General features: G+C 70.3%; 23 protein-coding genes. 10 read left to right on the top strand and 13 right to left on the bottom strand.

From position 1 onward, the window contains the following. Positions 1–73 precede the first annotated feature (73 nt). Positions 74–1,090 (bottom strand): aldo/keto reductase, encoded by a 1,017-nt coding sequence (locus V7D28_RS01675; protein ID WP_333585618.1) that lies wholly within the window; start codon positions 1,088–1,090, stop codon positions 74–76. 169 nt (positions 1,091–1,259) lie between these two features. Between V7D28_RS01675 and V7D28_RS01680 the strand changes: the two genes are divergently transcribed. After that, complete coding sequence (locus tag V7D28_RS01680; RefSeq protein ID WP_333585619.1) at positions 1,260–2,447, top strand: serine hydrolase domain-containing protein; 1,188 nt, start codon at positions 1,260–1,262, stop codon at positions 2,445–2,447. Positions 2,448–2,453: 6 nt separating this feature from the next. Here the strand turns inward: V7D28_RS01680 and V7D28_RS01685 are convergent, their stop codons facing one another. The 3 genes from V7D28_RS01685 to V7D28_RS01695 form a co-directional block, all read right to left on the bottom strand. Next, the gene (locus V7D28_RS01685) at positions 2,454–4,703 is read right to left on the bottom strand and encodes a methyl-accepting chemotaxis protein (RefSeq protein ID WP_333585620.1); all 2,250 of its coding nucleotides are present in this window, start codon (positions 4,701–4,703) and stop codon (positions 2,454–2,456) included. 221 nt (positions 4,704–4,924) lie between these two features. Then, positions 4,925–5,539: a TetR/AcrR family transcriptional regulator gene (locus tag V7D28_RS01690; protein ID WP_333585621.1), complete on the bottom strand. Its 615-nt coding sequence runs from the start codon at positions 5,537–5,539 to the stop codon at positions 4,925–4,927. A gap of 68 nt (positions 5,540–5,607) precedes the next feature. Continuing rightward, positions 5,608–6,633, bottom strand: a complete 1,026-nt coding sequence (locus tag V7D28_RS01695) for a glutathione S-transferase N-terminal domain-containing protein (protein ID WP_333585622.1) — start codon at positions 6,631–6,633, stop codon at positions 5,608–5,610. A gap of 129 nt (positions 6,634–6,762) precedes the next feature. Here V7D28_RS01695 and V7D28_RS01700 point away from each other — a divergent pair, with 129 nt between their 5' ends. The 6 genes from V7D28_RS01700 to V7D28_RS01725 are packed head-to-tail and all read left to right on the top strand — an operon-like array spanning position 6,763 to position 12,020. Further along, positions 6,763–7,791: a formylglycine-generating enzyme family protein gene (locus V7D28_RS01700; RefSeq protein WP_333585623.1), complete on the top strand. Its 1,029-nt coding sequence runs from the start codon at positions 6,763–6,765 to the stop codon at positions 7,789–7,791. Then, positions 7,781–8,896, top strand: coding sequence for an MBL fold metallo-hydrolase (locus V7D28_RS01705; RefSeq protein ID WP_333585624.1), 1,116 nt, complete (start codon positions 7,781–7,783; stop codon positions 8,894–8,896). The genes V7D28_RS01700 and V7D28_RS01705 overlap by 11 nt, the downstream gene beginning before the upstream one ends. Before the next feature lie 15 nt (positions 8,897–8,911). After that, a complete protein-coding gene (locus V7D28_RS01710) occupies positions 8,912–9,562 on the top strand; it encodes a hypothetical protein (protein WP_333585625.1) in 651 nt (216 codons plus the stop codon). A 28-nt stretch (positions 9,563–9,590) separates the two neighbouring features. Beyond that, a complete protein-coding gene (locus V7D28_RS01715; protein ID WP_333585626.1) occupies positions 9,591–10,490 on the top strand; it encodes a haloalkane dehalogenase in 900 nt (299 codons plus the stop codon). A 2-nt stretch (positions 10,491–10,492) separates the two neighbouring features. Continuing rightward, positions 10,493–10,966, top strand: a complete 474-nt coding sequence (locus V7D28_RS01720; protein ID WP_333585627.1) for a hypothetical protein — start codon at positions 10,493–10,495, stop codon at positions 10,964–10,966. Then, positions 10,938–12,020 (top strand): DUF2855 family protein, encoded by a 1,083-nt coding sequence (locus V7D28_RS01725; RefSeq protein WP_333585628.1) that lies wholly within the window; start codon positions 10,938–10,940, stop codon positions 12,018–12,020. Before V7D28_RS01720 ends, V7D28_RS01725 begins: the two co-directional genes overlap by 29 nt. Positions 12,021–12,053: 33 nt before the next feature. Here the strand turns inward: V7D28_RS01725 and V7D28_RS01730 are convergent, their stop codons facing one another. Next, positions 12,054–12,983, bottom strand: a complete 930-nt coding sequence (locus V7D28_RS01730) for a phytanoyl-CoA dioxygenase family protein (protein ID WP_333585629.1) — start codon at positions 12,981–12,983, stop codon at positions 12,054–12,056. A gap of 105 nt (positions 12,984–13,088) precedes the next feature. Then, entirely contained in the window at positions 13,089–15,275 is a 2,187-nt protein-coding gene (locus V7D28_RS01735; RefSeq protein ID WP_333585630.1) for an arylsulfatase, read from the bottom strand. A gap of 132 nt (positions 15,276–15,407) precedes the next feature. Here V7D28_RS01735 and V7D28_RS01740 point away from each other — a divergent pair, with 132 nt between their 5' ends. Further along, a complete protein-coding gene (locus tag V7D28_RS01740; protein WP_333585631.1) occupies positions 15,408–17,069 on the top strand; it encodes a sulfatase-like hydrolase/transferase in 1,662 nt (553 codons plus the stop codon). A 12-nt stretch (positions 17,070–17,081) separates the two neighbouring features. Here the strand turns inward: V7D28_RS01740 and V7D28_RS01745 are convergent, their stop codons facing one another. Then, the gene (locus V7D28_RS01745) at positions 17,082–17,936 is read right to left on the bottom strand and encodes a universal stress protein (protein ID WP_333585632.1); all 855 of its coding nucleotides are present in this window, start codon (positions 17,934–17,936) and stop codon (positions 17,082–17,084) included. A gap of 166 nt (positions 17,937–18,102) precedes the next feature. Here V7D28_RS01745 and V7D28_RS01750 point away from each other — a divergent pair, with 166 nt between their 5' ends. After that, entirely contained in the window at positions 18,103–18,552 is a 450-nt protein-coding gene (locus V7D28_RS01750; protein WP_333585633.1) for a baeRF12 domain-containing protein, read from the top strand. A 28-nt stretch (positions 18,553–18,580) separates the two neighbouring features. Here the strand turns inward: V7D28_RS01750 and V7D28_RS01755 are convergent, their stop codons facing one another. Beyond that, positions 18,581–19,822, bottom strand: a complete 1,242-nt coding sequence (locus V7D28_RS01755) for a hypothetical protein (protein ID WP_333585634.1) — start codon at positions 19,820–19,822, stop codon at positions 18,581–18,583. 250 nt (positions 19,823–20,072) lie between these two features. Between V7D28_RS01755 and V7D28_RS01760 the strand changes: the two genes are divergently transcribed. Further along, a complete protein-coding gene (locus tag V7D28_RS01760; RefSeq protein ID WP_333585635.1) occupies positions 20,073–20,696 on the top strand; it encodes a DUF1134 domain-containing protein in 624 nt (207 codons plus the stop codon). A gap of 114 nt (positions 20,697–20,810) precedes the next feature. On the opposite strand, the gene pheT is transcribed toward V7D28_RS01760, so the two are convergent. From pheT to V7D28_RS01785, 5 genes are all read right to left on the bottom strand, one after another. Next, positions 20,811–23,243: a phenylalanine--tRNA ligase subunit beta gene (gene pheT, locus V7D28_RS01765; protein ID WP_333585636.1), complete on the bottom strand. Its 2,433-nt coding sequence runs from the start codon at positions 23,241–23,243 to the stop codon at positions 20,811–20,813. Between the two features lie 96 nt (positions 23,244–23,339). After that, positions 23,340–24,449, bottom strand: a complete 1,110-nt coding sequence (pheS, locus tag V7D28_RS01770; RefSeq protein WP_333585637.1) for a phenylalanine--tRNA ligase subunit alpha — start codon at positions 24,447–24,449, stop codon at positions 23,340–23,342. A gap of 123 nt (positions 24,450–24,572) precedes the next feature. Beyond that, positions 24,573–24,929: a 50S ribosomal protein L20 gene (rplT, locus tag V7D28_RS01775; protein WP_293410224.1), complete on the bottom strand. Its 357-nt coding sequence runs from the start codon at positions 24,927–24,929 to the stop codon at positions 24,573–24,575. Positions 24,930–24,946: 17 nt separating this feature from the next. Next, positions 24,947–25,147: a 50S ribosomal protein L35 gene (gene rpmI, locus V7D28_RS01780; RefSeq protein ID WP_293410222.1), complete on the bottom strand. Its 201-nt coding sequence runs from the start codon at positions 25,145–25,147 to the stop codon at positions 24,947–24,949. A 169-nt stretch (positions 25,148–25,316) separates the two neighbouring features. Beyond that, positions 25,317–26,528 (bottom strand): MFS transporter, encoded by a 1,212-nt coding sequence (locus tag V7D28_RS01785; protein WP_333585638.1) that lies wholly within the window; start codon positions 26,526–26,528, stop codon positions 25,317–25,319. Positions 26,529–26,650 lie beyond the last annotated feature (122 nt).

The raw sequence follows: 26,650 nt of genomic DNA on the forward strand, positions 1-26,650 counted from the left end.
CCCTCACAGACCTCTCTCCAGCCCACCCATGCCGCGCGAGCGGCTTAGTCCCCTGGCGAAGAACCGCCACCCCTCACCCCATCGGGTACAGGATCTCCTTCGACACCGCGTCGATGGCCTTCATCACCTCGGGGGTGAGGGTCAGGTCCAGGGCGGCCAGGATGTCGGGGAGCTGGTTGTCGTGGGTGGCGCCGACGATGGTGGAGGCGACGAAGTCGTGCTGCTTGCTCCAGGCCGTCGCCAGGGTCACCAGGGAGAGGCCGGCCTCTTCGGCGATGGCGGCGAAGCGCTCGGTGGAGGCCAGGGACCTGTCATTCACGAAGCGGCGGGCCATGGCCGCCTGGCGGCCGCCCAGCTCCAGATAGCGGGTGAAGCGGGCGCCTTCGGGGCGGGCGCCGCCATTGTACTTGCCCGACAGCACCCCGCCGGCCAGGGGGGAATAGGGGATCAGGCTGACGCCTTCCTGCCGGCAGGCCTGGGCCAGCTCGTCTTCGAACCGGCGGTTGTTCAGGCTGAAATTGTTCTGGATGGTCTCATAGCGCACCGTGCCCTCGCGCTCGGCCACGGCGATGGACTTGGTCAGGCCCCAGCAGGTCTCGTTGGAGCAGCCGATCACCCGCACCTTGCCCGCCTGGACCAGGTCGTCCAGGGCGCGCAGGGCCTCTTCATAGCCGGTCCCATGGTCGGGCCAGTGGGTCTGATAGAGGTCGATATAGTCGGTCTGCAGGCGGGTCAGGCTGGCCTCGACGGCGCGGACGATGTTGTGGCGGTCCAGCGCCGTCATGCCTGCGCGCTGGGCGCTCTTGATCCAGCCGTGGCTGGGACCGCTGACCTTGGTGGCCAGGATGATGGCGTCGCGGTTCTTGGTCTTCATCCAGCGGCCGACGATCTCCTCGGTGCGGCCGGCCCATTCGGGCATGGGTGGGACGGGATAGTTCTCGGCGGTGTCGAAGAAGTTGATTCCCGCCTCCAGGGACTGGTCCAGGATGCGGAAGGACATGGCCTCGTCGGCCTGGGAGCCGAAGGTCATGGTGCCCATGCAGATGTCCGACACCACGATGGGGCTGCGGCCCAGGCGCTTGTGACCCATGTCGTTCTCTCCCGTTTATCGACAGCTCTAGCGGCGCACCCTCGATAGCACCGCTGGGCGCGGCGCCGCCAGGGGCGGGGAGGCTGCCGCTACGTCACCCCAGATGCCCCCCTGGCCCGCGGCGGCGGTTGGAGTAGCTTGGCCGCAAAATCATCGAGGAAACGACACCATGACGCGCATCGTCGCCGCCGGCGCCCTGGCCGCGGGCCTTATTCTGAGCACCGCCGTGCTGGCGCCGGCCGCAGTCCAGGCCCAGGTCCCGCTGGACCCGTCCACCCCCAACTTCCTGGCCTGGTCGCCGGAGCTGCAGAGCCGCGGCTATCGCACCATCGAACAGGTCTTCCAGGTCAACACCATCGCCCGGGGCGACCAGGTGCGGCCCCTGGTCATGGCCAGGCGCCAGATCGCGCCGCAGTTCGAGCATGACGGGCGCAGCTGGACGGTGGAGTCCTATATGGAGGCCTTCAACGTCTCCGGCGTGCTGGTGCTCAAGGACGGGGAGATCCTGCTGGAGCGCTATGGCCTGGGCCGCCAGCCGGCCGAGCGGTGGACCTCGTTCTCGGTGGCCAAGTCCATCACCTCCACCCTGGTGGGCGCCGCAATCCAGGAGGGCAAGATCGCCGGCCTGAACGCCCCGGTCACCGACTACATCCCCGAACTGGCGGGGTCGGGCTATGACGGGGTCACGGTGCGCCAGCTCCTGATGATGAGCTCGGGCGTGCGCTGGAACGAGGACTATACCGATCCCAATTCCGACGTGGCCACCGCCGGCGCTAGTCCGGGCGAGCCCGGCGTCAACGCCATGGTCAGCTATATGCGCCGCCTGCCCCGGGTCCATCCGCCGGGCGAGGTGTTCAACTACAACACCGGCGAGACCGATCTGGCGGGCGTTCTGGTGGCCAAGGCCACGGGCCAGAGCCTGTCGGACTACGCCTCGGAGAAGATCTGGAAGCCCTATGGCATGGAGCAGGACGCCATCTGGATGCTCGACCCCTCGGGCCTGGAGCGGGGCGGCTGCTGCATCTCCATGACCCTGCGCGACTATGGGCGGGTGGGGCTGTTCATGCTGGAGAACGGCGTGGCCGGAGATCAGGCCATCCTGCCCCCGGGCTGGGCTGCGGAGGCCACCCGCCGCCAGATCGACAATGGCGCGGCTGGCTATGGCTATTTCTGGTGGATGAACCCCAGCGGCGCCTATCAGGCCTCGGGCATCTTCGGCCAGTCGATCACCACCTATCGGGACGACCGGCTGGTGATCGTCATCAACTCCGCCTGGCCCCGGGCCACGGGTCAGGACCTGTCGGCCGCCCGCTCAGCCTTCCTGGACGCCGTCCACGCCGCGGCCCTGGCGCAGTAGAGGCCTTCAGCGTCCCAGCGCGCGGGCCAGGCGCTGTTGCTGGGCCCGGGCGCCGCGCGCCGGCGCCGCGCCGGCCTGACCGGTGCGGAACTGGGCCATCAGCCGCGCCAGCTCGGCGGCCTCGCGGGCCAGGGCGTGGCTGGCGGCGGTGGACTGCTCCACCATGGCCGCGTTCTGCTGGGTCACCTGATCCATCTGGTTCACCGCGGTGTTCACCTGGGCCAGGCCCTCGGCCTGCTCCTTGGACGAGGCGGCGATCTCCTCGACGATCTGGGTGATCTCGCTCACCTGTTCGACGATGCGCTGCAGGGCTGCGCCGGTGCGGCCCACCAGGTCCACGCCGCCGGCCACCTGGGCGGTGGAGGCGCCGATCAGGTCCTTGATCTCCTTGGCCGCCTCAGCCGAGCGTTGGGCCAGCGCCCGGACTTCCGAGGCGACCACGGCGAAGCCGCGACCGGCGTCGCCCGCGCGGGCGGCTTCCACCCCGGCGTTGAGCGCCAGCAGATTGGTCTGGAAGGCGATCTCGTCGATCACGCCGATGATCTGGCCGATCTGCTGGGAGGACTGCTCGATCTGGCTCATGGCGGCCACTGCGTCGCCGACGATCAGGCCGCTTTCGCGGGCGTCATGGCGGGCCCGGCCCACCAGGGCGCTGGCGTGTTCGGCCCCGCCGGCGGTCTTGCGGACCGTGGCGGTGATCTCGTCCAGCGCCGCGGCGGTTTCCTCGAGGCTGGCGGCCTGCTGCTCGGTGCGGCGCGACAGGTCGTCGGCCGCGTGGCTGATCTCGTGAGCGCCGGAGGTGATGGCCGAGGTGTTGGCCACGACCCCCGTCATGGCGCCCTCCAGCTTGACCATGGCGGCGTTGAAATCGGTCTTCAGCCGGGCGTATTCCGGGGCGAACTCGGCCTCGACCCGCGCGGTCAGGTCCCCTTGCGACAGGCGCGACAGGGCGCCTTCCAGGGCTTCCACCACAAGGGCCTGATCGGCCGCGGCGCGGTCCTGAAGCGCCTGGTTGCGGGTGCGCTCGGCCTCGGCCTGCTGGCGCAGGGTCTCCTGCTCGCGCCGGGCGCTCTGGCCGCCGGCCAGGTCGTGGCGGAAGGCCTCCAGGGCGCGGGCGATCTCGCCCACCTCGTCTCGGGCCTGCCCGCCCTCCACGGCGATGTCGTAGCGGCCCTCGCGCAGCTGAGCCACATTGCGGGTCAGCCGTCCCAGGGGCTGGCCGACGATCCGCGTCGAGGCGACCCACAGTCCGCCCAGGACCAGGCCGGTGAGCAGCAGCCCGCCGACCAGGAGGCCGACGACCAGTTCGCGGGCCGGGGCGCCGATGGTGGCCTGGGGCACGTCGACCATGATCGACCAATGGGTGTTTGAGCCTTCCAGCGGTACGGGCAGGAAGACGCGGCGGACCGTGTCGCCCTCGGCCTTGACCTTCCCGGCGTCCAGGGTCTCGCCGCCGGCCACGGCCTTCAGCACCGTCTCGGCGCCGGCATCGTCATAGGGCTTGCCCCTGCGACCGGGGTCGGCGTGGACAACCCAGGCGCCGCCGCCTGAGAGCAGGCTGACCGTTCCGGTCTCCAGGGGGCGAATCTTGGCCAGTTCGGCGGAAAAGGCGTCCATGCCCACGTCCAGCCCGGCCACGCCGATCAGGCGGCCATTGGCGAAGACCGGTGCGGCGATGGAGGTCATCAGCACCTCCTTGCCGTCCACCGGATAGAGATATGGCTCGGTGATCGCGCCTTTCCCGCTGTCGGCGGCCAGCTTGTAGAAGGGCTCGTCGAAGGGCTGGGTCTCGTCCAGGGGCTCCATCTGGAGCTGGCCGTCGACCACCACCCAGTAGGGCTCGAAGCGGCCCAGGCTGTTGGAGCCGCTGCGGGCGTCGCCGATGAACTCGGCGTCGCGGCCATCCCAACCCTCGGGCGCGGCGACAAACCAGCTGCCCATGACCAGATCGGAGGCCCGGGCGTAGTCGCGGATGATGCGGGTCACCGCGACGCGGTCGGTCAGCCCGACCTCGTGGGCCGCGCCGATGCTGGCGGCCAGGGCCGTGGCGGCGGTCTGGACCGCGCCCAGGTCGCCGGCGATCTCCTTGCCCGCCGCTTCGCCGACGGCGCGGGCGTAGTCCGACGAAAGCCGGGTCGTCACCCCATGGACCCGCTGGGACAACAGGGCGGCCGCCAGCAGCAGCAGCAGGCCGATGGTCAGTCCGGCCGCCGCCATCAGCTTGGCGGAGACGGTGTTCAGCTTGATCGGACCCATGGGTTCCTGCTCGCCGCGTTCGAAGGAGATGAACTCCTGCCTTGGCGAGACCGTGGTAAACGCTGCGTCAACCGCGAGGTGACGCTTCTGTCGCACAGGCGGAGCGAGCGCTTGTTGCGGCGTCCTAAGGCCTTACTCAAATTGAGTTTTCGCCGGATCCTCGCCGACAGGCCGCTGGGCATGCGGCGAAGGGTCACAGGGTGCTGCGGGTGACGTCCGGATCAGGCCTCGCCGATCAGCCGGCTCACCGCGCGGTCGAGAGCGGCGACGGCGGCCTCGGGCGACAGCCCCTGATCGCGGCGCAGGCGGTCCCAGGCGTCGAAGCTGAGCAGCAGGTCGAGGGCTTCGAACAGGGGCTGGTCGGCGGCGGCTTCCTCCGGCAGCACCCGGCGCAGGATGTCCCGAGCCATGGCCACGAACCGCGCGTAGTCGGCGGCCAGGGCGCCCCCCTTGCGCAGTCTCTGACCCTCGGCGGCGCGCCGGAAAGGGGTGATCCGCTCATAGGCCACCGATCGCCGACAGATCAGCTCCCGGACCCGGCCGCGCCAGTCCTGAGCCGCGAACGGCTGGGCGATGACGGTCTGAAGTTCGACCTCGATGGCCGCCCCCATCTCCCGATAGAGGCTGTCCATGTCCTTGAAGTGGCGGAAGACGGTGCGCAGGCCCACGCCGGCCCGCTCGGCCACCACCTCGGCGGCTGGCGAGACGCCGCCCTCCCGGACCAGGTCGAGCATGGCCTGGACGATGCGCGCGCGGCTGTCCTGGGACCGGCGGCGGCGGCCGTCGGTCTCCAGGTCCGGCGCCGGCTCCCTGGAGGCGCTGGCGGCTCGGCTCACGCGGTTGGACCCTTACGAAACATGCCGCTGCATAGAATCTTACGGCCCGCCGCGCCAGAGGGCGGGCCTCAGGACAGCAGCTGGGTGAACCCTGCGTCCTCCAGAACGTCAGCCGCCGTCGCCCGGCTTTCAGGCGGCAGGGCGGCCCAGGACTGCCGCAGCCACCCCAGGCACTTGGCCTGATAGGGGAAGGGCGCCTGTCGCCAGGCCTGGCCGTCGATCTCGGTCTCCACCTGTGACAGGCCTTCGGCCACCGCCCGCGCATTGGCCAGCATCACCGGGACATAGACCCGCCCCATCTCCGCCAGGAGCGGGCCAAGCGTGGGGGGCGGGGCGGAAAGGTCGATCCAGTCGGCCTCTCCGGGTTCCAGGCCCGACGCGTCTTCCATCAGACTGGTCCAGGCGAAGACCCGGGGCGCGACGTCCAGCGTCAGGCGCATGGGGGTGGGATCGAACTGGGCGAGCTGGCTCAGCTGTCCGAAGAGGGCGAAGTCGCCCGCGCCGGGCCGGGCGCCCAGCACCTGCGGCAGGACCTTCAGATGCGCCTCGAAGGCGGTCAGGAAGCGGCGATAGCTCTCTTCGATCAGCCCCCCGGTAGCCGGATTGGAGCCCACCACGCCCAGGCGGTCGATCTGCCGGCGGCTGAACGTCTCCCCCCGTTGGGCCAGGACCTCGTCGGGGATGGTCAGGCCCGACCAGCAGGGCAGGATCTCGGCGGCCTGGGCGATGTCGGCGTCATAGTTCCAGCGATAGTGGAACATCGCCTTGGTCAGCCACTCGTCGGCATAGTCCTCCACCAGCTCGTCGATGAAGGCCAGGGCGGGATCGGCGGGGATCAGGCTGCGGCCGCGGTGTTCCCCCTCCAGACGACGGATGAGGGGCGTGGAATCCGTGACCGCCTCCAGAACCCCCTCGGCGTTCGGAAGATAGAAGGTGGGCAGCAGGCGCACCCGGGGCTGCGGCAGGGCCGCGGCGGCTGGGCTGGCCGATTGCAGGAAGCGGTAGCCGATCCGTCGGTAGCGGAGGACCGCCAGCATCTTGCGCGTATAGGGCGACCCCGGTGAGCCCGAGAGGGTGACGAGCGGTCCGGACATGGCTTGCGCTGCCTCCGAGAATTGTGCACGCTAAGTGCCAATATATCGATGGCGTCCGGGGGCGCAATGGTCGACGGGGTTGCGAAAAGACGGAGAGGGTTTGGCGGGCGGGCCGCAGGCCTGGCCCTGTTGCTGGTCCCCCTGCTGGCCTGCGGCGTGGCCGCCTGCCGGTCAGGTCCGACCCTGGAGGCGGCCGCCTGCCAGCCGAACCTGCCCCGGCCTGACCCCGCCGACCCCAAGGCGGGGCTTGTTCCGGTAAAGGGCGGGGTCTTCGCCATGGGGGCGGCGGCCGAGCGCCCCGAGGAGGGCCCGCCCCGGCAGGTCCAGGTGGGCGATTTCTGGATCGACAGGACCGAGGTCACCAATGCGGCCTTCGCCCGCTTCGTGGAGGCCACGGGCTATGTGACCTTGGCCGAGCGGCCGCTGAGCGCGGCCGAATATCCCCATCTGTCGGCCGCGCAGCGCGCGCCGGCCAGCCTCGTCTTCGCCGGCGCCAACGAGCTTTCGCCCGACCCGTCCACCTGGTGGCGCATCGTGCCCGGCGCCTCCTGGCGCGCGCCCGAAGGACCGGGCAGCGATCTCGCCGGCCGGGAAGCCTGGCCCGTCGTGCACATCGCCTGGGAGGACGCCCTGGCCTATGCCCGCTGGCTGGGCCGCGACCTGCCCACCGAGGCCGAGTGGGAATATGCCGCCCGCGGCGGACTGGCCGGCGCCCGCTATGTGTGGGGCGATGCGGCGCCCTCGGGCGAGGCCCCGCAGGCCAACACCTGGCAGGGGGTCTTTCCGGCCGCGGACTCCGGAGAAGACGGGCACAAGGCGAGGCCCGCCCCTGTGGGCTGCTATGCCCCCAATGGCTATGGCCTCTACGACATGGCCGGAAACGTCTGGGAATGGACGCAAGACTGGTACCGTCCGGGTCTGGCGCCGGCCGCCGTGCTGGAGCGGGGCGGCCCGCCCCGGGCCATGTCCCACGATCCCGCCGAGCCTGGTCAGGCCAAGCATGTGATCAAGGGCGGCTCCTTCCTCTGCGCCGACAACTACTGCTTCCGCTACCGGCCTGCGGCGCGGACGCCCGGCCCCACCGACGGCGGCGCATCGCACGTGGGCTTCCGCACGGTTCTGCGCGCCCCGGTCCCGGAGGCCGCCGATGGAGGCTAGCAAGCCCGCCGTCCGCCGCGGCTGGATCGTGGCTCTGGGCGTCGGGCTCGCCCTGGTCCTGGGGGGGCTGGCCCTGGCCTATGTCCAGCGGGGCGCCATCGTCCTGGCGCTGATGGACCGGGCCATGGCCCGCAACATGGCTGCGGTCCCCTTCGCCGACCTCCCCGACGGCCTGCATGTGGTGTTGTGCGGCGCAGGCTCGCCCATGCCCGATCCCACCCGCGCCGGCCCCTGCACGGCGGTGATCGCCGGCCAGCGCCTGTTCATCGTCGATATCGGAGCCGGCGCCACGCGCAACCTGACCCTGATGGGCCTTCCGCCGGCCCGGGCCGAGGCCCTGCTGCTGACCCATTTCCACTCCGACCACATGGACGGCCTGGGCGAACTGATGCTGCAGCACTGGGCCGCAGGCTCTTCCATCCGCCCCCTGACCGTCCGCGCCCCGCCGGGGGTGGAGCAGGTGGTGGCCGGGTTCAATGCGGCCTACGCGCTCGACCGGGACTATCGCATCGCCCACCACGGCGCCGAGGTGGTCCCGCCGTCCGGATTCGGCGCCGCAGCCGCGCCCTTCCCCCTGCCGGACGCGCAGGGGGTGGTCATCCTCGACGAGGGCGACCTGCGCATCACGGCCTTCGGCGTGGATCATTCCCCGGTGGAGCCGGCCGTGGGTTACCGGTTCGACTACAAGGGCCGCTCGGTGGTCATCAGCGGCGACACCGTTCCGACCCGCGCGGTGGAGGATCAGGCGCGGGGCGCCGACCTGCTGGTCCATGAGGCGCTTTCCCCCGAGCTGGTGGCCCGGCAGCAAGCCGCCGCAGAGGCGGCCGGGCGCGCCGACCTGGCGCACATCCTGGCCGACATCCCCGACTATCACACCACGCCAGAGGCGGCCGCGGCCCTGGCTCAGCGGGCCGGCGTCCAGATGCTGCTGCTCACCCACATTGTCCCGCCCCTGCCGATGCGGGCGCTGGAAGGCCCGTTCCTGGGCGACGCGCCCAAGGCGTTCGACGGGCCTCTGAGAGTCGGTCGGGACGGGGACATGGTCAGCCTTGATGCGGCGGGCGGCCCCCCGCGGCTCAGTCGGCGGCGGGTCCTGGGGCGCTAGGGAAGGAACGTGGACATGCCGGATTGGATCTTGATCACGCCCTGGTCGGCGGCGCTCGCCCTCTATGGCGGCTTCCTGGCCTGGTATTTCAACTGGCGCGCGCCGCTCACCTCGTCCGAGGCCGACGCCGCCGTGGCGCGCCTCATGGCCACCGGCCTGCCCATGGAGGGCCGTAACGATCCGGAGATCCTGCGCCGCTTCCTGCGGGAGGACGACGGCCGCGGCTTCTACATGCTGAACCTGGTCCGCCTGTCGCCGGAGCCCATCGTCGATCCCGAAACCGGAACCGCGCGCCCCGCGCGGCAGGTGATGGAGGACTATACCAAGGTCTTCCTGCCGGCCCTATTCGCCCGGGGCGGCTACCCCGCGCTCGCCGCGCGCAAGGTGGGGGGCTATTTCGACGCCTGGGGCGTGGAGGCCGATCCCGGCTGGTCCATCCTGGGCTATATGCGCTACCGCAGCCGCCGGGACCTGGTGGCCCTGATCACCGACCCGCGCTTCTCCGGGGCGCACGAGTTCAAGTTCGCGGCCATGCCGCGGACCTTCTCCTTCCCCAGCAAGCCCCAGATCATGACGCTCGCCCCGCCTCCGGTGTGGCTGGCGCTCAGCCTCGCCCTGGCCGCCGCCCTGGCGCATCTGGCGCTGCTGCACCTCCTCATCGCCTGATCCATCCGCCTGCCGAGAGAGACTCTGCATGAACGTCCTGCGCACGCCCGACGCCCGTTTCGCCAACCTGCCGGGCTTCCATTACGCGCCCAACTATCTCGACATCCGTGACGCCGACGGCACGGCGCTGCGCATCCATTATGTGGATGAAGGCCCCAAGAGCGCCCCGCCCATCCTGCTCATGCACGGCAACCCCACCTGGTCCTATCTCTACCGGCGGATGATCCCCGGCCTGCTGGCCACGGGGCGGCGGGTGATCGCCGTCGATCTCGTCGGCTGCGGGCGTTCTGACAAGCCTGCGGCGCGGGCGGACTACACCCTGGCCCGCCACTATGACTGGATGGGCCAGTGGCTGAAGGCCATGGACCTGCGCAACATCACCCTCTTCTGCCAGGACTGGGGCGGCACGATCGGCCTCTATCTCGTGGCTGAGAATCCCGAGCGTTTCGACCGCGTGGTGGCGGCCAATACCGGCCTTCCCATTGGCGAGGGCGAGAGCGAGTTCATGAAGATGTGGGTGGGCATGATGGAGGCGGCCACCGCCTTCCCCTGGCCCCTGCTGGATCAGGGCATGGAGCGCAAGCTGACCGAGGCCGAGCAGGCGGCCTATTATGCACCCTTCCCTTCGCCGGACTATGAGTGGGGCCTGATCTCCTTCCCGTCCCTCATCGCCGTCCAACCGAAAAATCCCGGCGTGCCGCTGAACCTGGCGGCCTGGGAAAAGCTCGGCCGGTTCGAAAAGCCCTTCCTGACCCTGTTCGGCGAGCTCGATCCCGTGGCCCGGGGCTGGGAGGCCCGCGCCCAAGCCCACATCCCCGGCGCCAAGGGCCTGCCCCACAAGATCATCCCCAAGGCCGGTCACTTCATCCAGGAAGATGCGCCCGATCAACTGGTGGCCGCGGTGACCGCCTTTCTAGGCGTGGACTAGACATGCTGGCGCGGGGACTTCTGCCGGCCTCCACCAACGCCGCCTATGGGGGCTCAGGCCTCTCGGCGGTGTTCCTGGGGCTCTGCGCGGCAGGGTCCCTCATCCCCGGCCTGCTGCACTACGGCCTTCCCGATGGCGGCGCAGGCGTGATCGCCGGGATCGACCTGTCCACCCGCCGGGAAACCATCGTCGGCGTGTTCGCCTGGTACGGCGCCCTGCAGATTCCCCACGGACTGGCGCAGCTGGCCGTCGCCGTGCGCTATCGGAACCTGGTTCCGCTCTTCCTGGCCCTGGTGGTTCTGGAGCGCGGACTGGTGGGGCTCGACGCCTGGTTCGGGCGCGGGGCGGGGGGCCATCATCCGCCGGAGCACTATACGACGGTGGCGCACACCGCGCTCGCCGTGGTCTTTCTGATCCTCTCCCTCAGACCCAGAAGGCGTTCGACCCATGATCACCCAGCTTCAACTGCGCCGTGACCGCCTGACCGAAAGCCGTCTGGTGGAGATGGCCGAGCCCGAGCTACAGGCCGGTCAGGCGCTCCTGGCCATCGACCGCTTCGCCCTGACCTCCAACAATGTCAGCTACGCCCTGTCGGGAGAGTCCATCGGCTATTGGGGCTACTTTCCGGCGGAGGCGCCCTGGGGCCTGACGCCGGTCTGGGGCTTCGCCGATGTGGTGGCGTCGCGTCATCCGGACCTGCCGGCGGGCGAGCGGGTCTATGGCTTCTTTCCCACCGCCTCGCACGTGGTGCTTCAGCCCGACCAGGTGGGACCGCGGGGCTTCATCGACGCCGCACCGCATCGGGCGGGGCTGCCGGCCTTCTACAACGCCTATCAGCGCACCACGGGGGAGCCCGCGGCCATGCAGGCCCTGGAGGCCGAGCGCTGCCTCCTCCTGCCGCTGCTCGGCACCGGCTATCTGCTCTACGACTATCTGGTGGACGGCGGCTTCTTCGGCGCCGAACAGATTCTGGTGGGCAGCGCCTCGTCCAAGACGGCCATCGGTCTTCTGAACATGCTGGCCCGCCATCCGGCCCCGCGCCCCCGCATCGTCGGCCTGACCTCGCCGCGGAATGTCGACTTCGTCACCGGCCTGGGGGTCTGCGACTCGGTGGTGACCTATGGCGAGATCGAGTCCCTGGACGGCGCCGTTCCCACGGCCTTCATCGACATGGCTGGCGACGGGGCGGTGATCGAGGCGATCCACCGCACCTTCCTGGGCCAGCTCAAGCTCAGCTGCGCTGTGGGCGCGACCCACTGGGACCAGCCGCGCGGCCGCACCCGCGTGGAGGGCGCGCCCTCGCACGAGTTCATCTTCATCCCCGCCCATATCGCCAAGCGGGACGGCGACCTGGGGGCCGGGGTGATCCAGCGCCGAACCCAGACCGAGACCCTGCGCATGGTGGAGGAGCTCAAGGGCCAGATCGCCCTGCGCGAGGTCCGGGGGCCGGCGGCCGTCCAGGCTGCTCTGGCCGAGCTGATCGCCGGCCGCACCCCGGCCGATGTGGGCCTGATTGCAACAATGCGCTGAGGGTCGCGACCGCCGCGGGCGGCCACGACCTCTTCAGGCCATGTTGACGTGGTTTCCCCGCACCACGGCCTGGCCGTCGGCGCCCAGGTCCACGCGGGTCTGGGGCAGGGCCAGCGGGCCGGAGAGCTGGGCGTTCACCTCGTCGATGCCCGCCCGCCCCGACCGGCGGGCCACGAGATAGCGGAGCGAGATGCGCTCATGGTCGGCGGCGTCGGGCTGGGTGCCGTGCAGGGTGCAGGCGTGCCAGATGGCGGCGAAGCCCGCCGGGCCGGTCAGGACCTTCTGGCGCGTGCGCAGGCTGCGGCCGGCGCCGTCGCCATAGACCCATTCCTCAGCCCCGTCGCGGCGCAGGTCGTGGGGGAAGACCGTCCCGCCGAACCGGTGACTGCCTTCCAGCAGGAACAGCGGCGCGTCCTGCGGCCCCACGGGGTGCAGATAGACATAGAGGGTCAGGAAATCCGCCGGCCGGTCGCGGTAGTCGATCAGGTCCTGGTGGAAGTCGATGCCGTAGAAATAGGTGATGTCGCGATAGTCCGGCCGCACATAGGCGCCGAGATTGTTCACCGGATTGCCCAGAATGCGCCGCCGAAGCCACGCCGGCACCGCGCTCTGGGGCACGCCGCAGACCACCTTGCGGTTCAGGATCTCATAGTCGGCGCCCAGCAGGGCGCCCAGGGCGTCCACGATATGCGGAGCCTGTTCGACGAAGCCCAGCCGGTCCTCATAGCGCTCCAGAAGATTGCGGCCCGGCCGCGGGTTGACCCCGGTGTACTGGGGATCGGCGTCGAACTCGGCTTCGCTCAGGAACAGGCTGTGATCGAAGGCGCGGGTGGCGCGGATCTCGGCCAGCAGGTCGGCGGCGGCGACCGGGTCCACCAGGGGCGCGAAGATGTGCGTTCCGTGCTCCAGGAAGTCGTTCACCGCCGGGTGTCCGGCGAGGGGGGCGGGAGACAGGGCGGTCATGGGACCCTCCTGGAGCGCCCCTGGACCCTGGGGCGCCGCCCCCGTCAGGCGCGCCCGGGCATGGGGGCGGCGCTCTGAGGCTGGCCGGCGCCGCTGAAGATTGCGTTAATCATGGGCCTGCGCCCGCTGCGGCGCCAGGGCGCGCCAGGCCAGCGCCAGGATGATGAGCGCCAGGGCCTCCACCACCATCGGCGGGATCTGCCGGATGCCGCCGCCGTCGAGGACGAGGGTCAGGGCCCGTCCGCTCAGGGCGACTCCCAGCAGGGCCAAGGGGGGAATCAGCCACTGACGCTGGCGCTTCACCGCCGCCCAGAGCGCAAAGCCGCCGCCCACCCCGAAGAAACCGGCCAGGTCGGCGCGCAGGCTCGCCAGCCCCAACTCGCCCACTGGGGCGATGGCGAGATTTCCCGCCACCAGGGCCGGCGCCGCCCAGATTCGCAGGGCCAGCAGAAGGAAGGCTGCGCCCAGCAGGCCGGCGCCCAGGCGGGCGGCCCCCTCGCGCACCCGCGCGCCCAGGGCCTTGTCCTTCCGGTCGAGGCCCCGCAAGCCCAGGACCGCCCCCAGGATCAGCGCCACGGCCACGGCGAGGCCGGCGAGCAGGGCGCCCCGGAAGTCGGCGATGATGTGGCGGGCCACATTGGCGGCCACCTGCCGGTCGGCGGAAAATCCCTCGGGCGCGGGGGCTGCGCCCACCCTCTGGGCGTAGGCTTCGTAGTCGGCGAGCATTTCGGCCACGCGCTCGGGCTGTTCGGCGGCCAGGTCGCGGGTCTCGCCCGGATCGGCGACGATGTCATAGAGCCGCCAGGCCGGGTCGCCCAACGGCCCGGCGTTGCGGGTCAGCTTGTAGCGCCCCTTGTAGAGCGCCCCGTCGCCGGCGGCCTCCAGGCCCACCGGTTCGTCGGGGCCATAGACATGGTCGCGCTCGCCCCTCAGCAGGGGCAGCAGGCTCTTGCCGTGCAGGTCGGCCAGGGCCTCGGGCGGGGCGCCGGCCAGCTGCAGCAGGGTGGGGGTGATGTCCGAGATCAGGCTGAAGGCCTGGGCGGTCTGGCCCTGCGGCAGGCCGGGGCCGGCCATGATCAGCGGCACGCGGACCCCGCCCTCGCCCGCATAGAATTTGAACAGCGACAGGGGGCCGGCCGCGGCGCTGGCCCAGCCCGGGCCGATGGCCGCATAGGTCCCTCGACCGCCGGGAACCTGCGGCGCCAGGTCATAGCCCTGCCGCTGCTGAAGCCAGGCGCGAAAGACCGGCTCGGCCAGCGGGTCGCCCGCCTCGGGCCCATTGTCGGACAGCACCACGAACAGGGTGTTCTCATAGGCGCCCGTGGCTCTCAGATGGGCGATGAACCGGCCGAGATGGTGGTCCATGGCCTCCAGCATGGCGGCGTTCACCGCCATGGCCCGGGCCTGGGCGGCCTGCTCCTCCGGCGACAGGGCGCGCCAGTCGCGCACATTGCGCGGCGGCGGACCCACCGGGGTGTCCGGGGCGATCAGGCCGGTGCGGATCGCGCCCAGCCGCCGCTGCTCACGCAGAGCCTGCCACCCGCCGTCATAGCGGCCCAGATGGCGCTGCACGAACGCCTCGGGGGCCTGCACCGGGATATGGATGGCCAGGAAGGGCAGATAGGCGAAGAAGGGCTGACCATCCTGAGGCCGAGCATCCAGATAGTCGATCATCCGGTCCACGAGCGAGGCGGAGGAGTAGAAGTCTTCCGGCAGCTCCACGGGCTTGCCGTCCTCGTACCAGACCGAGGCCTCGTACAGCGGGAAGTAGGACCGCCCGTCCCAGTTGTCGGCGCCGGTGCCGTCCATGGCGAAGGAGCGGTCAAAGCCGTGCGCGTTGGGCAGGTCGCCGGGTCCATGGCCCAGGTGCCACTTGCCAGCCATGAAGGTGTGATAGCCGAGACGCTTCAGTCGCGTGGCCACCGTCTCCACCCCCGGCGCCAGCCGCCCCTGATAGGCGGGCAGGTCGGCGTGGGCCCGCGGCGTGGTCTCAGGCAGATTGGCGACGCCGGCGGTGTGGCTGTCCATCCCGGTCATCAGCATGGCGCGGGACGGGGCACACATGGGCGTGGCGCGGAAGTTGGAGAACCGGACCCCGCGCTGGGCCAGGGCGTCGATGTGGGGGGTCGGGATCTCGCTCCCATAGGCGCCGAAGTCGGTGTAGCCCGCATCGTCCACCAGGATCAGCACGATGTTCGGCGCCGTGGCCGCGAGGCTTGGGCCGCCCGCAAACGCCGCCACGGCGAGGCTCAGCCCCGCCCGCCGCAGCCACCGCCACATCCATCCGCCCATCTCAGCACCTCCGGACCTTGCGCCCACATTATTGCGCGCGACGTGCCAAAATATGCAAGCCTCCCCTTGAGGCGTGATTTAAATTGCGCGTAACGTGCCAATATCTATAGATCGGCCTGGGGAGAGGGCGTCATGTCGCGCAAGGGTTGGATGGGGCTTGGCCTCGTCCTTCTGGTGGTCGTCAGCCTGGGGGGGCTGGCGGCCGCCAATCTCAAGTCCATCATCCTCTTCGCCGTGGCCAATATGGCGCGGGACGAGATCGGACCCACCCAGACGATCGAATGGGCCCGGGGACCGGACGCTGCGCCGACGGGCGAGCGTCCGCCCAATGTGATCGTCATCCTGGCCGACGACCTGGGCATCAACGACATCACGACCTTCGGGGGCGGCGTGGCCGGCGGCCTGGTTCCCACCCCCAATATCGACGCCCTGGCCGCGCGGGGCGCCAATATGCGGCAGGCCTATGCGGGAACCGCGGCCTGCGCCCCCTCCCGCGCCATGATCATGACGGGGCGCTATCCCACCCGCCACGGCTTTGAGTTCACCCCCACGCCCGGTGGCATGACCCGGATTCTCGATCTCTTTTACAATGACGGCACGCGGCCGCTTCCGCTGCTGCGCAACAAGGCCGCCGAGCGGGAGCTGCCGCCCTTCTCGGACCAGGGCCTGCCGGGATCTGAGATCACGCTCGCCGAAATCCTCAAGACCCGGGGCTATCACAACGTCCATATCGGCAAGTGGCACCTGGGCGACGGGCCGGAGTTCGGCGCCCGCGCCCAGGGTTTCGATGAAAGCTTGCTCCTGGCCTCGGTCCTGCACATGGCCGAGGACGATCCCGGCGTGGTGAACGCCAAGATCGGCTTCGATCCCATCGACAAATTCCTGTGGGCGCGCGGGCAGCACGCGGCCACCTTCAACGACGGGCCGATGTTCAAGCCGCCAGGCTATCTCTCGGACTATTACACCGACGAGGCGGTGAAGGTGATCGAGGCCAACCGCAACCGCCCCTTCTTCCTCTATCTGGCCCATTGGGGGGTGCACACGACGCTCCAGGCCACCAAGGCCGACTATGACGCCCTGCCGCAGATCGAGGATCACACCCTGCGGGTCTATGCGGCCATGGTGCGCGCCCTGGACCGCAGCGTGGGACGGGTGATGGAGGCGTTGGAGGCCCAGGGACTGGCCGACAACACCATCATCGTCTTTTCCAGCGACAATGGCGGACCTGGCTATATCGGTCTGTCGGAGCTCAACCGACCCTATCGGGGGTGGAAGCTCACCTTCTTCGAAGGCGGGATCCGGGTGCCGCTGATGATCGCCTGGCCGGGCCGGATCGCGCCGGGCGTGACCCTTGATCCGCCCGTCAGCCACCTCGACCTGACTCCCACCCTGGCGGCGGCGGCCGGCGCCAGCCTGCCCGCCGACCGGGTGATCGATGGCCAGGATCTCCTCCCCTTCCTGACGGGCGCCCCGCCGCGACCGCGACCGCACGAGACGCTGTTCTGGCAGGATGGCTACTATCTGGCGGTGCGCCACGGCGACTGGAAGCTTCAGACCTCCACGCGGCCGAACAAGGACTGGCTCTACGACCTCTCGGTCGATCCCACCGAGCAGAACAATCTGGCGGCTCGCCGACCCGACAAGGTGGCCGAGCTCAAGGCCCTGCTGGCCGCCCACCGCGCGGGATGGAAGGGCCCCCTCTATCCCTATGTGGGCGAGATGCCGGTGATGATCGACAAGACCCTCGCCGATCCGGCCACCAAGGACGACGAATACGTCTATTGGCCCGGCTGAGGCCCGCCAGGCTCAGTGGCTCATGAACAGCCAGGTGCGGGGTTCGTCCATGAGCCGCCGGGTCACCCCGCCGAACACCCATTCCCGCAGGCGGCTCTGACCGTAGGCGCCGGTCACGATAAGATCGGCGCCGATGGCCTGGGCCCTGGCGTTCAGCAGATCGACGACATCGGCGTCAGGCGCCTCGATGGGAGAGGGTTCGGCGGCGATCCCATGGCCCGCCAGATAGGCGCAGACCTGCTCCAGGGCGGCCGCGCTCGCCGCGCCTTCTCCAGGTCCGTGGACCGCGGTCAGCGCGACGGTCCGCGCCCGCCGCAGAAGGGGGAGGGCGTCGGCCAGGGCCCGGCGGGATTCGCGGGTCTCTTTCCAGCCCACCACCACCGCCTCACCGCGCAAAGGGGTGTCGGATTGCGGGGCGAGCAGCACGGGACGGCCGGCGTGCAGCACCAGTTCGCCGGGGTCCACCGTCCGGAAATAGTCCCGTTGGGCGGTGGCGCGGATCACCAGCAGATCGGCGCTGCGGGCATGGGCGGCCATGGCCCGGGCGGGCATGTCGTGGGCCGTGCGCCATTCCAGGGCCAGGCCCTGGGCGGCGGCGGCGAAGGTGGTCTCAGCCTCGGCCAGTTCGGTCTCCAGCTGGGCCGTCATCTCGGCCACCCAATGGGCGGTGGTCACCCCGCCATAGGGGCTTGAGGCGGGCATGGGATGCAGGCCCTGGGCGCCCAGGCCGATCAGCCGGGCGTCGAAGTCGCGGGCCAGGGCGCCGGCGGCGGCCACCAGGGCGCGCCCGCTGTCCCCGGCCTCTGCGAAGACCAGGACGGCTGTGATCGCGCCCGCGGGCGGCTTCGGGTCGACGGCCTGGCTCACAGTGGGTCTCCTTGGGGTGAAACGGGCGATGCGCTGGGCAGGGTCAGTGTCGCGCACCGCCTCGGGCGTCTTCAAGGCTTAGGCGAGGGGGCGGCCGGGAGGTTTGATCTGGGTCACGGCGCAAGGCCCTCCTGCGCGACTAGCGTCAGGCTCTCAGGAGGAGCTTATGGAACAGTCTGGAATCACCTGGGTGGTGGCCGCCGACGGGGCGCAGGCGCGCATCTTCGAAGAGCGGATACGCGCCGGCGAGGTGGTGGAGCGCAAGGCCGAGGCCATGGCGCAGAAGGGCGGAGACTATCCCCACGCCGCCGGTTCAGGCGCCACGGTTCATGAGCGCGCCGGCCCGCGCCGCCATGGCGCCGACGAACGCGCCCCGCGACAGGAGGCCGAGGACCGCTTTCTCGTCCGCCTGGCCGACCAGTTGGGCAAGGACGCCCAGGCCGGCGCCTTCGACGAACTGGTGATCCTGGCCCCGCCGCGGGCGCTCGGCGCCCTTCGATCCGCCCTGCCCAAGGCCGCCGCCCGGCGGCTGACGGGCTCTTCGCCGGTGGAGTGCGTTCATGAGGACGCCGCGGCCATCCGCCAGCGCCTGCGTCAGACCCGCGCCGAGCACTGACGCGCCGGCGCCGACCCGAAGACGATCCTCAGCCGGCCTTGCGCAGGCTCACGCGTTCCAGGCCCGCGGGCAACTGGTGGCTGGGCCAGGGACGGCCGCCCATCACCTGGTCCTGGGCCCGGGAGATGGCCGGGCCGGTGAGGAAGGGCACGCCCGCGGCCCGCGCCGCGGCCAGTTCCGGGCCGGTGCGGATGTTGGTCACCGCCGGCCAGATCCTGCGGCGACGATAGGCCCGCAGTCGACCGGTGAAACGGCGCAGGACGGCGAGGCGATGGGCGCCTTCCCCTTCCGGCAGCATGAAGGTCACACTGTTGATCTGCGCGCCGCCCACCTGTTCGATCTCGAAGGCGGGGTCTCGGGTTCGCAGGTCGATGAGGCTGAAATGTCCCTCCAGGGTGCGGCTCATCTTCCTCAAGGCCTGGAAGGACGGCGCCCGCGGCACGTCATAGACCGCCGCGCCCAGCCGGCCCCGCTCAGACTCCGGCAGAAGGTTGAGCATCTCCCCATAGGCCGCGCAGCGGCTGGGGCGCACCAGGGTGGAGAAGGCCACAGGCAGGAAGATCGGCGTGGGCGAGGGGCTCTCGGCCAGGAACCGCAGGCCGGCGATCACGCAGTCCATGTCATAGGCCAGGGTGTTCTGGGGCAGGTGAGACGCGCCGTCCGTGAGGCTGTAGCCCGTCCGCAGGTCGCCGGGCGTGCTGGTGACCAGGTCGCCGATGAAGAGCTGGCGCGGCGCGTAGTAGATCGCCTGGAGCGCCTCCACATTGGGCAGGCGGACCGCCCCTGACGCGGCGGACTGTGCGCCTTGCTCGGCCTCTTCGCCCGCTCCCGCAGGCGCGCGTGGCGGCAGAAAGACCCGCTGGCCCTGGGGCGTCAGGCGGCAGAGCTGCCCGCCGGGCAGGGGCGCGCTGGCGTCGCACATGGCCTGATGAAGCCGCTCGGCGGAGGCCTCGGCGAAGGCGGCCATGGCGGGGTCCTCCCCCTCGAACAGCAGCACCGTGACCGCGCCGCCCCCGGTGTCGGCCTCCCCGAAGAGGTGCGCATGGAGTTCCGTCGACAGGCGGCCCAACTCCACCGTGTCCAGTTCGGCCCGGCGCGGGTCGCTCAGCAGGAAGGCATAGGGATTGAGGGTGGAGAAGCGTCGCGGCCAGGCCCACCGCGCCTCCAGGAAGGCCAGGGTGAACTTCTCCACCAGGCTGTCCAGCACCCCCGGCGCCAGGGCGTCGAGATCGGTGCTGACCACCACGCGCAAGCACGCCAAAGCCGCCACGGACTGCGATCTCCCCCTCCAGAGCGCGTTCCGATAAGTGGGAACCGGATATCGGATCGAAGGCGCTCAAGGCCCTGAGTCTAGAGCCTGATGGGCAAACCCTGGCAGACGGGTGTGAAGCCCTGGTTAGCTGAAAGCCTGGGGGCCGCAGCCCTCCGACTGAACATGCTTAATCGCGCGTTAATCCAAGCGCCGCATTGATGACGAAGGACGAGGGGACGATCGCCTACGCCTACGAGGAGACTTTCGCATGGATCGCCGCAAGCTGATCGTCACGGGCCTGGCCGCCGCCGGCTCCGGCCTGGCCGGATGCGCCACGGCCCAGACCAACCCCCAGGGTCCGCCCCCGCCGCAGCATGACCCCAACTATCCCATCGAGGGTCAGCAGGCCGCCACCTATTCCCGCGACGAGATCGTCCGCGACGTCTCTGACTTCCTGGGCGTGACGGCTGAGGCCGCCGGCGGCGCGGTGGAGCGCATCTTCGCCGACAATGGCCGGCCCACCGGTTACATCGCCGGCGAGGAAGGCTCGGCCGCCATCACCATCGGCGCCCGCTATGGCCGCGGCCTGCTCTATATGAAGAACCGCCAGACCCAGGAGGTGTTCTGGCAGGGCCCCTCCATCGGTTGGGACCTGGGCGCCAACGCCAGCCGGGTCTTCACCCTCTGCTACAACCTGCACTATCCGGACGCCATCTATCAGCGGTTCCCGGGGGTGGAGGGCTCGGCCTATCTGGTGGGCGGCCTGGGCGTGAACTATCAGCGCGCCAACGACATCACCCTGGCGCCCATCCGGGCCGGGGTCGGGCTGCGCCTGGGGGCCAATGTGGGCTATCTGGCCTATAGCCGCCAGCGCAACATCTTCCCGTTCTAGAGCCCGCAAGGGCCGGCGCGGCGTCTAGAGCCTGATGCGATCAGACGGAACCGTCTGATCGTTGAATCAGGCTCTAACTCAAAGACTTGAGCGCCGCGCCGCGCCGCGCCCTCGTCAGCTTCGCAGCCGCGCGCCCACCGCCTTGGCCGCGGCGGCCACGACCTTGGCCGACAGCTGCTCGATCTCCGCCTCGGCCAGGGTGTGGTCCTGGGGCTGGATCAGCACTTCCACGGCCAGCGACTTCATCCCTTCGCCCAGGGCGGCTCCGCGATAGACGTCGAACACCCGGGCCTGGGCGATCAGGGCCTTGTCGGCGCCGGCCACCGCCCGGGTCAGGTCGCCTGCGCTCACCTGCTCGTCCACCACGAAGGCGAAGTCGCGGCTGAGCGGCATGTGCGGCGAGAGCGACAGGGCGGGCCGGGTCTTCACGGCCTTGCGCTTGCCTTCCGGAATGGCCTCGATCTCCAGCTCGAACGCCAAGACCGGGCCGGCCACGTCCAGGGCCTTGAGAACCTGGGGGTGCAGCTCGCCGAACTGGGCCACCACCGTCTTGGGCCCCAGCTGCAGCCTGGCCGAGCGGCCCGGATGCCACCAGGACGAAGCCTGGCCCTGAGCCACCTGCAGGGGCGGCGCGCCCAGTTCTTCCAGCAGGGCCATCAGGTCGGCCTTGAGCGCGAAGAGGGGATCATCCCCGCCCCCGTCCCAGCGACGCGGGGGGTGGGGCGCGATCAGCCCCGCCACCACCATGGCCTGGTCGGCCGGCTGATCGCCCCGGTAGATGGGTCCCACCTCGAACAGGGCGACGTCGGCGAACCCCTTGCGGGCGTTGCGGCCGGCGGCCTCGATCAGATTGGGCAGGACCGAGGGGCGCATGCAGTCCAGGTCGGACGAGATCGGGTTGGCGACCATCAGCTCATCCTGGCCGCCGCCGAACAGGCGGGCGGCGGCGCGGGACATGAAGCTCCAGCTCACCGTCTCGGCATAGCCCAGGGCCGCCATGGCGCGGCGGGCGGTTCGGATGCGGTTCTGGCGCAGGCTCAGCACGCCGCCGGCGGGCCTGGCCATTTCCGGCAAGGGCTCGGCGGGCAGGGCGGCGAAGCCCTGGATGCGCGCCACCTCTTCCACCAGATCAGCCCGGCCCTCCACGTCGCGGCGCCAGGACGGGGGCGTCACCTGATCGCCGGCGATGGAGAATCCCAGGTCGCTGAGGATCTGATCAATCCGGGCCTCATCGATGGTCAGGCCGCTCAGGCGCCGCACGTAGGCGCGGTCGAAGGTGATGGCCGACGGCGGGGCCGGCGCCTGGCCGGCCACCACCACTTCGGAGGCCTCGCCGCCGCAGATGTCCAGGATCAGCCGGGTGGCCAGCTCCAGCCCGTCCACCACGAAGCCCGGATCCACGCCGCGGGCGAAGCGGTACTGGGCGTCCGAGGTGATGCCCGTGAGCCGGCCCGTCTGGGCCGTGCGGATGGGGTCGAACCAGGCGCTCTCCAGGAAGACGTCGGTGGTCTCCTCGGACGAGCCGGTGGACTCGCCGCCCATCACCCCGCCCAGGCCGATGGGCCGCTCGCCGCCGGCGTCGGCGATGACGCACATCTCGGCGGTCAGGTCATAGGTCTTGCCGTCCAGGGCGATCAGCTGCTCGTCCCGGTGCGGCGCGGGGCTGGCCTGGTCGGTGCGTCCAGGCGCGGCGTCGGCCTGGCCGGCGCCCAGGCGCGCGACGATCACATCGCCCACCAGCTTGCCGCAGTCATAGACGTGCAGGGGGCGGGCGCGGTCATAGGAGATCAGGTTGGTGACATCCACCAGGGCGTTGATGGGCCGCAGACCCACCGAGACCAGCCGCTGCTGCAGCCAGGCCGGCGAGGGGCCGTTCTTCACCCCGCGGATCACCCGACCGGCGAAGATCGGGCAGGCGTCCGGCGCGTCCAGGCGGATGGAGATGGGGCAGGGGAAGGCCCCCTTCACCGGGCTCACCGCCAGATCCTTGAGCTGGCCCAGGCCCGCCGCGGCCAGGTCGCGGGCGATGCCCGCCACCCCCAGCCAGTCGGGGCGATTGGGCGTCACCTCGAAGTCGATCACGGCCTCCAGGCCCAGGGCCTCGGCGGCCGGGGTCCCCACCGCCAGGCTGTCGGGCAGTTCCATGATCCCGTCGGACTCTTCGGCGGTCTCCAGCTCGGAGGCCGAGCAGAGCATGCCGTTGGAGACCACGCCGCGCACCGGCCGCGCCTCCAGGGTGATGCCGGAGCCGGGCACATAGGCGCCCAGGGGGGCGTAGATGGTGGTCAGGCCCGGCCGCGCATTGGGCGCCCCGCAGACGATCTCCTTGCGGCCGTCGCGGGTGTCCACCTGGCAGACCTGCAGACGGTCGGCATTGGGGTGTTGCACGGCCTCCACGATCTTGGCCACGGAGAAGGCCGCCAGCTTGCCGGCGGGATTCTCCACATGCTCGACCTCCAGGCCGGCCATGGTCATGGCCTCGACCACCTGATCGACGGTGGCCTCGGTGTCGAGGTGCTCCTTGAGCCAGGAAAGCGTGAACTTCATCGTCTTGCGCTCATCTGATCGACCCCTCGGAGGGGAAAGGCGCGACGGTCACATCGCGCCGGGCGCTCCCGGTCGGGAGCCTGTGGATATGGCTTCTCAGCTCAGCCCCGTGGCGGGATTGGGCATGGCGAAGGGGGAGAAGCCGTAGTGGGACAGCCAGCGCACGTCGCCCGCGAACATGTCGCGCAGGTCCGGCATGCCGTATTTCAGCATGCCCAGCCGATCGACGCCGAAGCCGAAGGCGAAGCCCTGCCAGACGTCGGGATCAAGCCCGCAGTGACGCAGGACGTTGGGGTGGACCATGCCGCAGCCCACCACCTCCAGCCAGTCCGTCCCCGTGCCGATGCGGATATCCCCGCCGGAGCGGTCGCACTGCACGTCCATCTCCGCCGAAGGCTCGGTGAAGGGGAAGTGGTGCGGACGGAAGCGGCTGACCACGCCCTCGGTCTCGAAGAAGCGCGAGATGAAGGTGTCCAGGGTCCATTTCAGGTGGCCCATATGGATGACCCGGTCGATGACCAGCCCCTCCATCTGGTGGAACATGGGGGTGTGGGTGGCGTCGGAATCGCAGCGGTAGGTGCGCCCGGGCACGACCACGCGGATGGGCGGCTCCTGGCCGGAGGCCACCCAGGCCGGCACCTTCTCGTTCAGCTGACGCATGACACGCACCTGCACCGGGCTCGTATGGGTGCGCAGGACCTTGCGCTCCCCATTGGCGTCGGGGGCCATGAAGAAGGTGTCGTGCATCTCCCGCGCCGGGTGCTTGGGCGGGAAGTTCAGGGCGGTGAAGTTGTTGAAGTCCGTCTCGATATCCGGCCCTTCGGCCACCGAGAATCCCATCTCGGCGAAGATGGCCACCATCTCGTCCATCACCTGCATGGTGGGATGCACGCTGCCCTTGCGCCGCGGCGGCGCCGGCAGGGAGAGGTCGATGGTCTCGGCGGCCAGCCGCCGGTCCAGTTCGGCGGCCTCCATGGCGGCCTTGCGCTGGGCGATGCGCTCGGCCACCGCGTCGCGCAGGCCGTTGATGGCCGGACCCTTCTCGCGGCGGTCCTCGGGGCTCATCTTGCCCAGGGACTTCAGCAGTTCGGAGATCTGGCCGCTCTTGCCCAGGGCGGCGACGCGGATCGCCTCCAGGGCCGCGGGGTCGGCGGCGGCGTCCACCTGGGCGATCAGTTCGGTCTTCAGGATGTCGAGGTCGGTCATGGCCTGGGTGCTCTATCGCGTGGTCGGGGTCGCGGGAAGGGCGGGCAGCAAAAAGCCCTCCGGCGGCTCTCGCCGGAGGGCTCTTGTCAGATAGCGGGAGGCGAGAAACCTCCCATCGACCCGTCAAGCCAGCGCGGCGCGAACCTTGTCGGCGATGGCCTTGAAGCCGGTCGGGTCGTTGCCCGCGATATCGGCGAGCACCTTGCGGTCCATCTCGATCCCAGCCTTCTCAAGGCCGAAGATAAATCGCGAATAGGTCATGCCTTCCAGGCGGGCCGCAGCGTTGATGCGCTGGATCCACAGGGAGCGGAAGTTGCGCTTGCGCACCTTGCGGTCGCGATAGGCGTACTGTCCGGCCTTGTCGACCGCGGCCTTGGCGGCCCGGATGGTGTTCTTGCGGCGGCCATAGAAACCCTTGGCCTGCTCCAGAACCTTCTTGTGCTTGGCGTGGGCGACCACGCCGCGTTTCACGCGTGCCATGTCTTATGCGCTCCCGATCACAGGCCGTAGGGCAGGTAGGTCTTGATGATCTTGGCGTCGGCCTCGCTCATCACCTTGGTGCCGCGGTTCTGGCGGATGTACTTGGCGTTATGGCTGATCAGCCGGTGACGCTTGCCCGCCACGCCGGCCTTCAGCTTGCCGGTCGCGGTGATCTTGAAGCGCTTCTTGGCGCCCGATTTCGTCTTCAGTTTCGGCATTTCCCTTGCGGAGCCCGAAGGCCCCGTCCTCTGGCGTATTGATGAACCGTCCTGGCATGCCTGTGGCCAGACGGCTCCGAAGAGCGGGGCGTTTACGCGACCAGGACGAAAAAGGCAAGCCCGGCGGCGGTTCGCTAAAGCCTCGTCCTCTGACTTTGCTGGCCGAGCGTCAGTTGCGGAGGCCCCGCATCCTGAGCGTCACCTGTCGCGCCAGGACCAGGGCCGGGAGGATCAGAAGCGCCGTCAGCAGGAAGGGCGCGCCCGGCGCCACGGCGGAGAACAGCTGGCCCGCCAGGATCGGCCCGCCGATGCGCGCCAGAGCGCTGTTGGACATGTTCAGCCCCAGCACCTCGCCCTGTCGCTCGGGCGGGGTGGCCATGGAGATCATGGCCACCAGATTGGGGAAGGTGATCGACTGGCCGAAGACCACGATGGCCAGGCCCAGGGCGGCCATGTGCCAGCTGGCGGCGGTGAACTGGGCCAGGGTCCCCAGGCCGATGAAGACCAGGCCCGCCGTCAGCACCCGGCCCTCTCCATAGCGCCGCACCAGCCAGCCGGTGGCCGAGGCCTGGCAGATGGCGCCGACCAGCCCCGCCAGCATGAAGGCCCAGCCGATCTCGCGCGGGCCCCAGCCGAAGCGCGCCTCGGTCCACAGGCCATAGGTGGCCTCGATGCCGGCGAAGCCGGCAATGGTGATGAAGCTGATCAGGAAGACCCGCGCGATCACCGGGTCGGCCAGGGCCTGGCGCAGGGCGCTTTTGCGGGGCGGGTCGCCCGGCGTGACCGTGGGCGAGCGGCCAGGGGTCAGGGTTTCGCGCATGAACAGATAGACCCCCAGGGCCGCGGCCAGGCCGAAGAGGGCGGCGGCGAAGAGGGGGATCTGGAAGCCCGTGGGTCCGAGGTCCGGCCTCGCCAGCAGACCGCCCAGGGCGGGACCCACCATGAAGCCCAGCGAGAAGGCCGAGCCCATCACCCCCATCCGGCCGGCGCGCTGATGGGGCGGGGTGATGTCGGCGAGATAACCCTGCAGGGTGGAGATGTTGCCCGACAGGAAGCCGCTTACCAGCCGCACCGCCAGCGCCGCCCAGATGCCCGGCGCAAAGGCCAGGGCCACATAGGCCAGGGCGCCGCCCAGGGTGGTGAGGATGAGCACCGGCCGGCGGCCGAACCGGTCCGACAGCCGTCCCCACACCGGCTCCCCCAGGAACTGGCCCACCGAAAAGGCCGAGAACATCAGGGTGATCTGCCAGGCTGGCGCGTCAAAGGCCTGGCCGAAGAAGGGCAGCAGGGGAATGACGAGGCCGAACCCCGCCATGTTCAGGAAGATGACCGACAGGAGGACGATCAGCGCCCGCCGGTCGCCGGGGGCGGGCGCGCTCACGGCCGCGGGGCCTGGCCGGCCTCAGCCTCATCCGTCTCCGCCTCGCCCGCCTGGGGCGCTTCGATCCTGCTGGCGAAGGCCGGCGCCCGGCGGCTGGCCGACAGGGCCAGCCAGATGGCCGG

The sequence above is a fragment of the Phenylobacterium sp. genome, assembly GCF_036723115.1.
Lineage (GTDB): Bacteria > Pseudomonadota > Alphaproteobacteria > Caulobacterales > Caulobacteraceae > Phenylobacterium.

Coding starts and splice junctions, on each gene's coding strand:
- V7D28_RS01675 (WP_333585618.1), bottom strand. CDS start 1,090: ATGGGTCACAAGCGCCTGGGCCGCAGCCCCATCGTGGTGTCGGACATC.
- pheT (WP_333585636.1), bottom strand. CDS start 23,243: ATGAAGTTCACGCTTTCCTGGCTCAAGGAGCACCTCGACACCGAGGCC.
- V7D28_RS01680 (WP_333585619.1), top strand. CDS start 1,260: ATGACGCGCATCGTCGCCGCCGGCGCCCTGGCCGCGGGCCTTATTCTG.
- V7D28_RS01735 (WP_333585630.1), bottom strand. CDS start 15,275: ATGGGCGGATGGATGTGGCGGTGGCTGCGGCGGGCGGGGCTGAGCCTC.
- rplT (WP_293410224.1), bottom strand. CDS start 24,929: ATGGCACGCGTGAAACGCGGCGTGGTCGCCCACGCCAAGCACAAGAAG.
- V7D28_RS01685 (WP_333585620.1), bottom strand. CDS start 4,703: ATGGGTCCGATCAAGCTGAACACCGTCTCCGCCAAGCTGATGGCGGCG.
- V7D28_RS01710 (WP_333585625.1), top strand. CDS start 8,912: ATGCCGGATTGGATCTTGATCACGCCCTGGTCGGCGGCGCTCGCCCTC.
- V7D28_RS01705 (WP_333585624.1), top strand. CDS start 7,781: ATGGAGGCTAGCAAGCCCGCCGTCCGCCGCGGCTGGATCGTGGCTCTG.
- V7D28_RS01760 (WP_333585635.1), top strand. CDS start 20,073: ATGGATCGCCGCAAGCTGATCGTCACGGGCCTGGCCGCCGCCGGCTCC.
- rpmI (WP_293410222.1), bottom strand. CDS start 25,147: ATGCCGAAACTGAAGACGAAATCGGGCGCCAAGAAGCGCTTCAAGATC.
- V7D28_RS01750 (WP_333585633.1), top strand. CDS start 18,103: ATGGAACAGTCTGGAATCACCTGGGTGGTGGCCGCCGACGGGGCGCAG.
- V7D28_RS01715 (WP_333585626.1), top strand. CDS start 9,591: ATGAACGTCCTGCGCACGCCCGACGCCCGTTTCGCCAACCTGCCGGGC.
- V7D28_RS01730 (WP_333585629.1), bottom strand. CDS start 12,983: ATGACCGCCCTGTCTCCCGCCCCCCTCGCCGGACACCCGGCGGTGAAC.
- V7D28_RS01720 (WP_333585627.1), top strand. CDS start 10,493: ATGCTGGCGCGGGGACTTCTGCCGGCCTCCACCAACGCCGCCTATGGG.
- V7D28_RS01740 (WP_333585631.1), top strand. CDS start 15,408: ATGTCGCGCAAGGGTTGGATGGGGCTTGGCCTCGTCCTTCTGGTGGTC.
- V7D28_RS01695 (WP_333585622.1), bottom strand. CDS start 6,633: ATGTCCGGACCGCTCGTCACCCTCTCGGGCTCACCGGGGTCGCCCTAT.
- V7D28_RS01725 (WP_333585628.1), top strand. CDS start 10,938: ATGATCACCCAGCTTCAACTGCGCCGTGACCGCCTGACCGAAAGCCGT.
- pheS (WP_333585637.1), bottom strand. CDS start 24,449: ATGACCGACCTCGACATCCTGAAGACCGAACTGATCGCCCAGGTGGAC.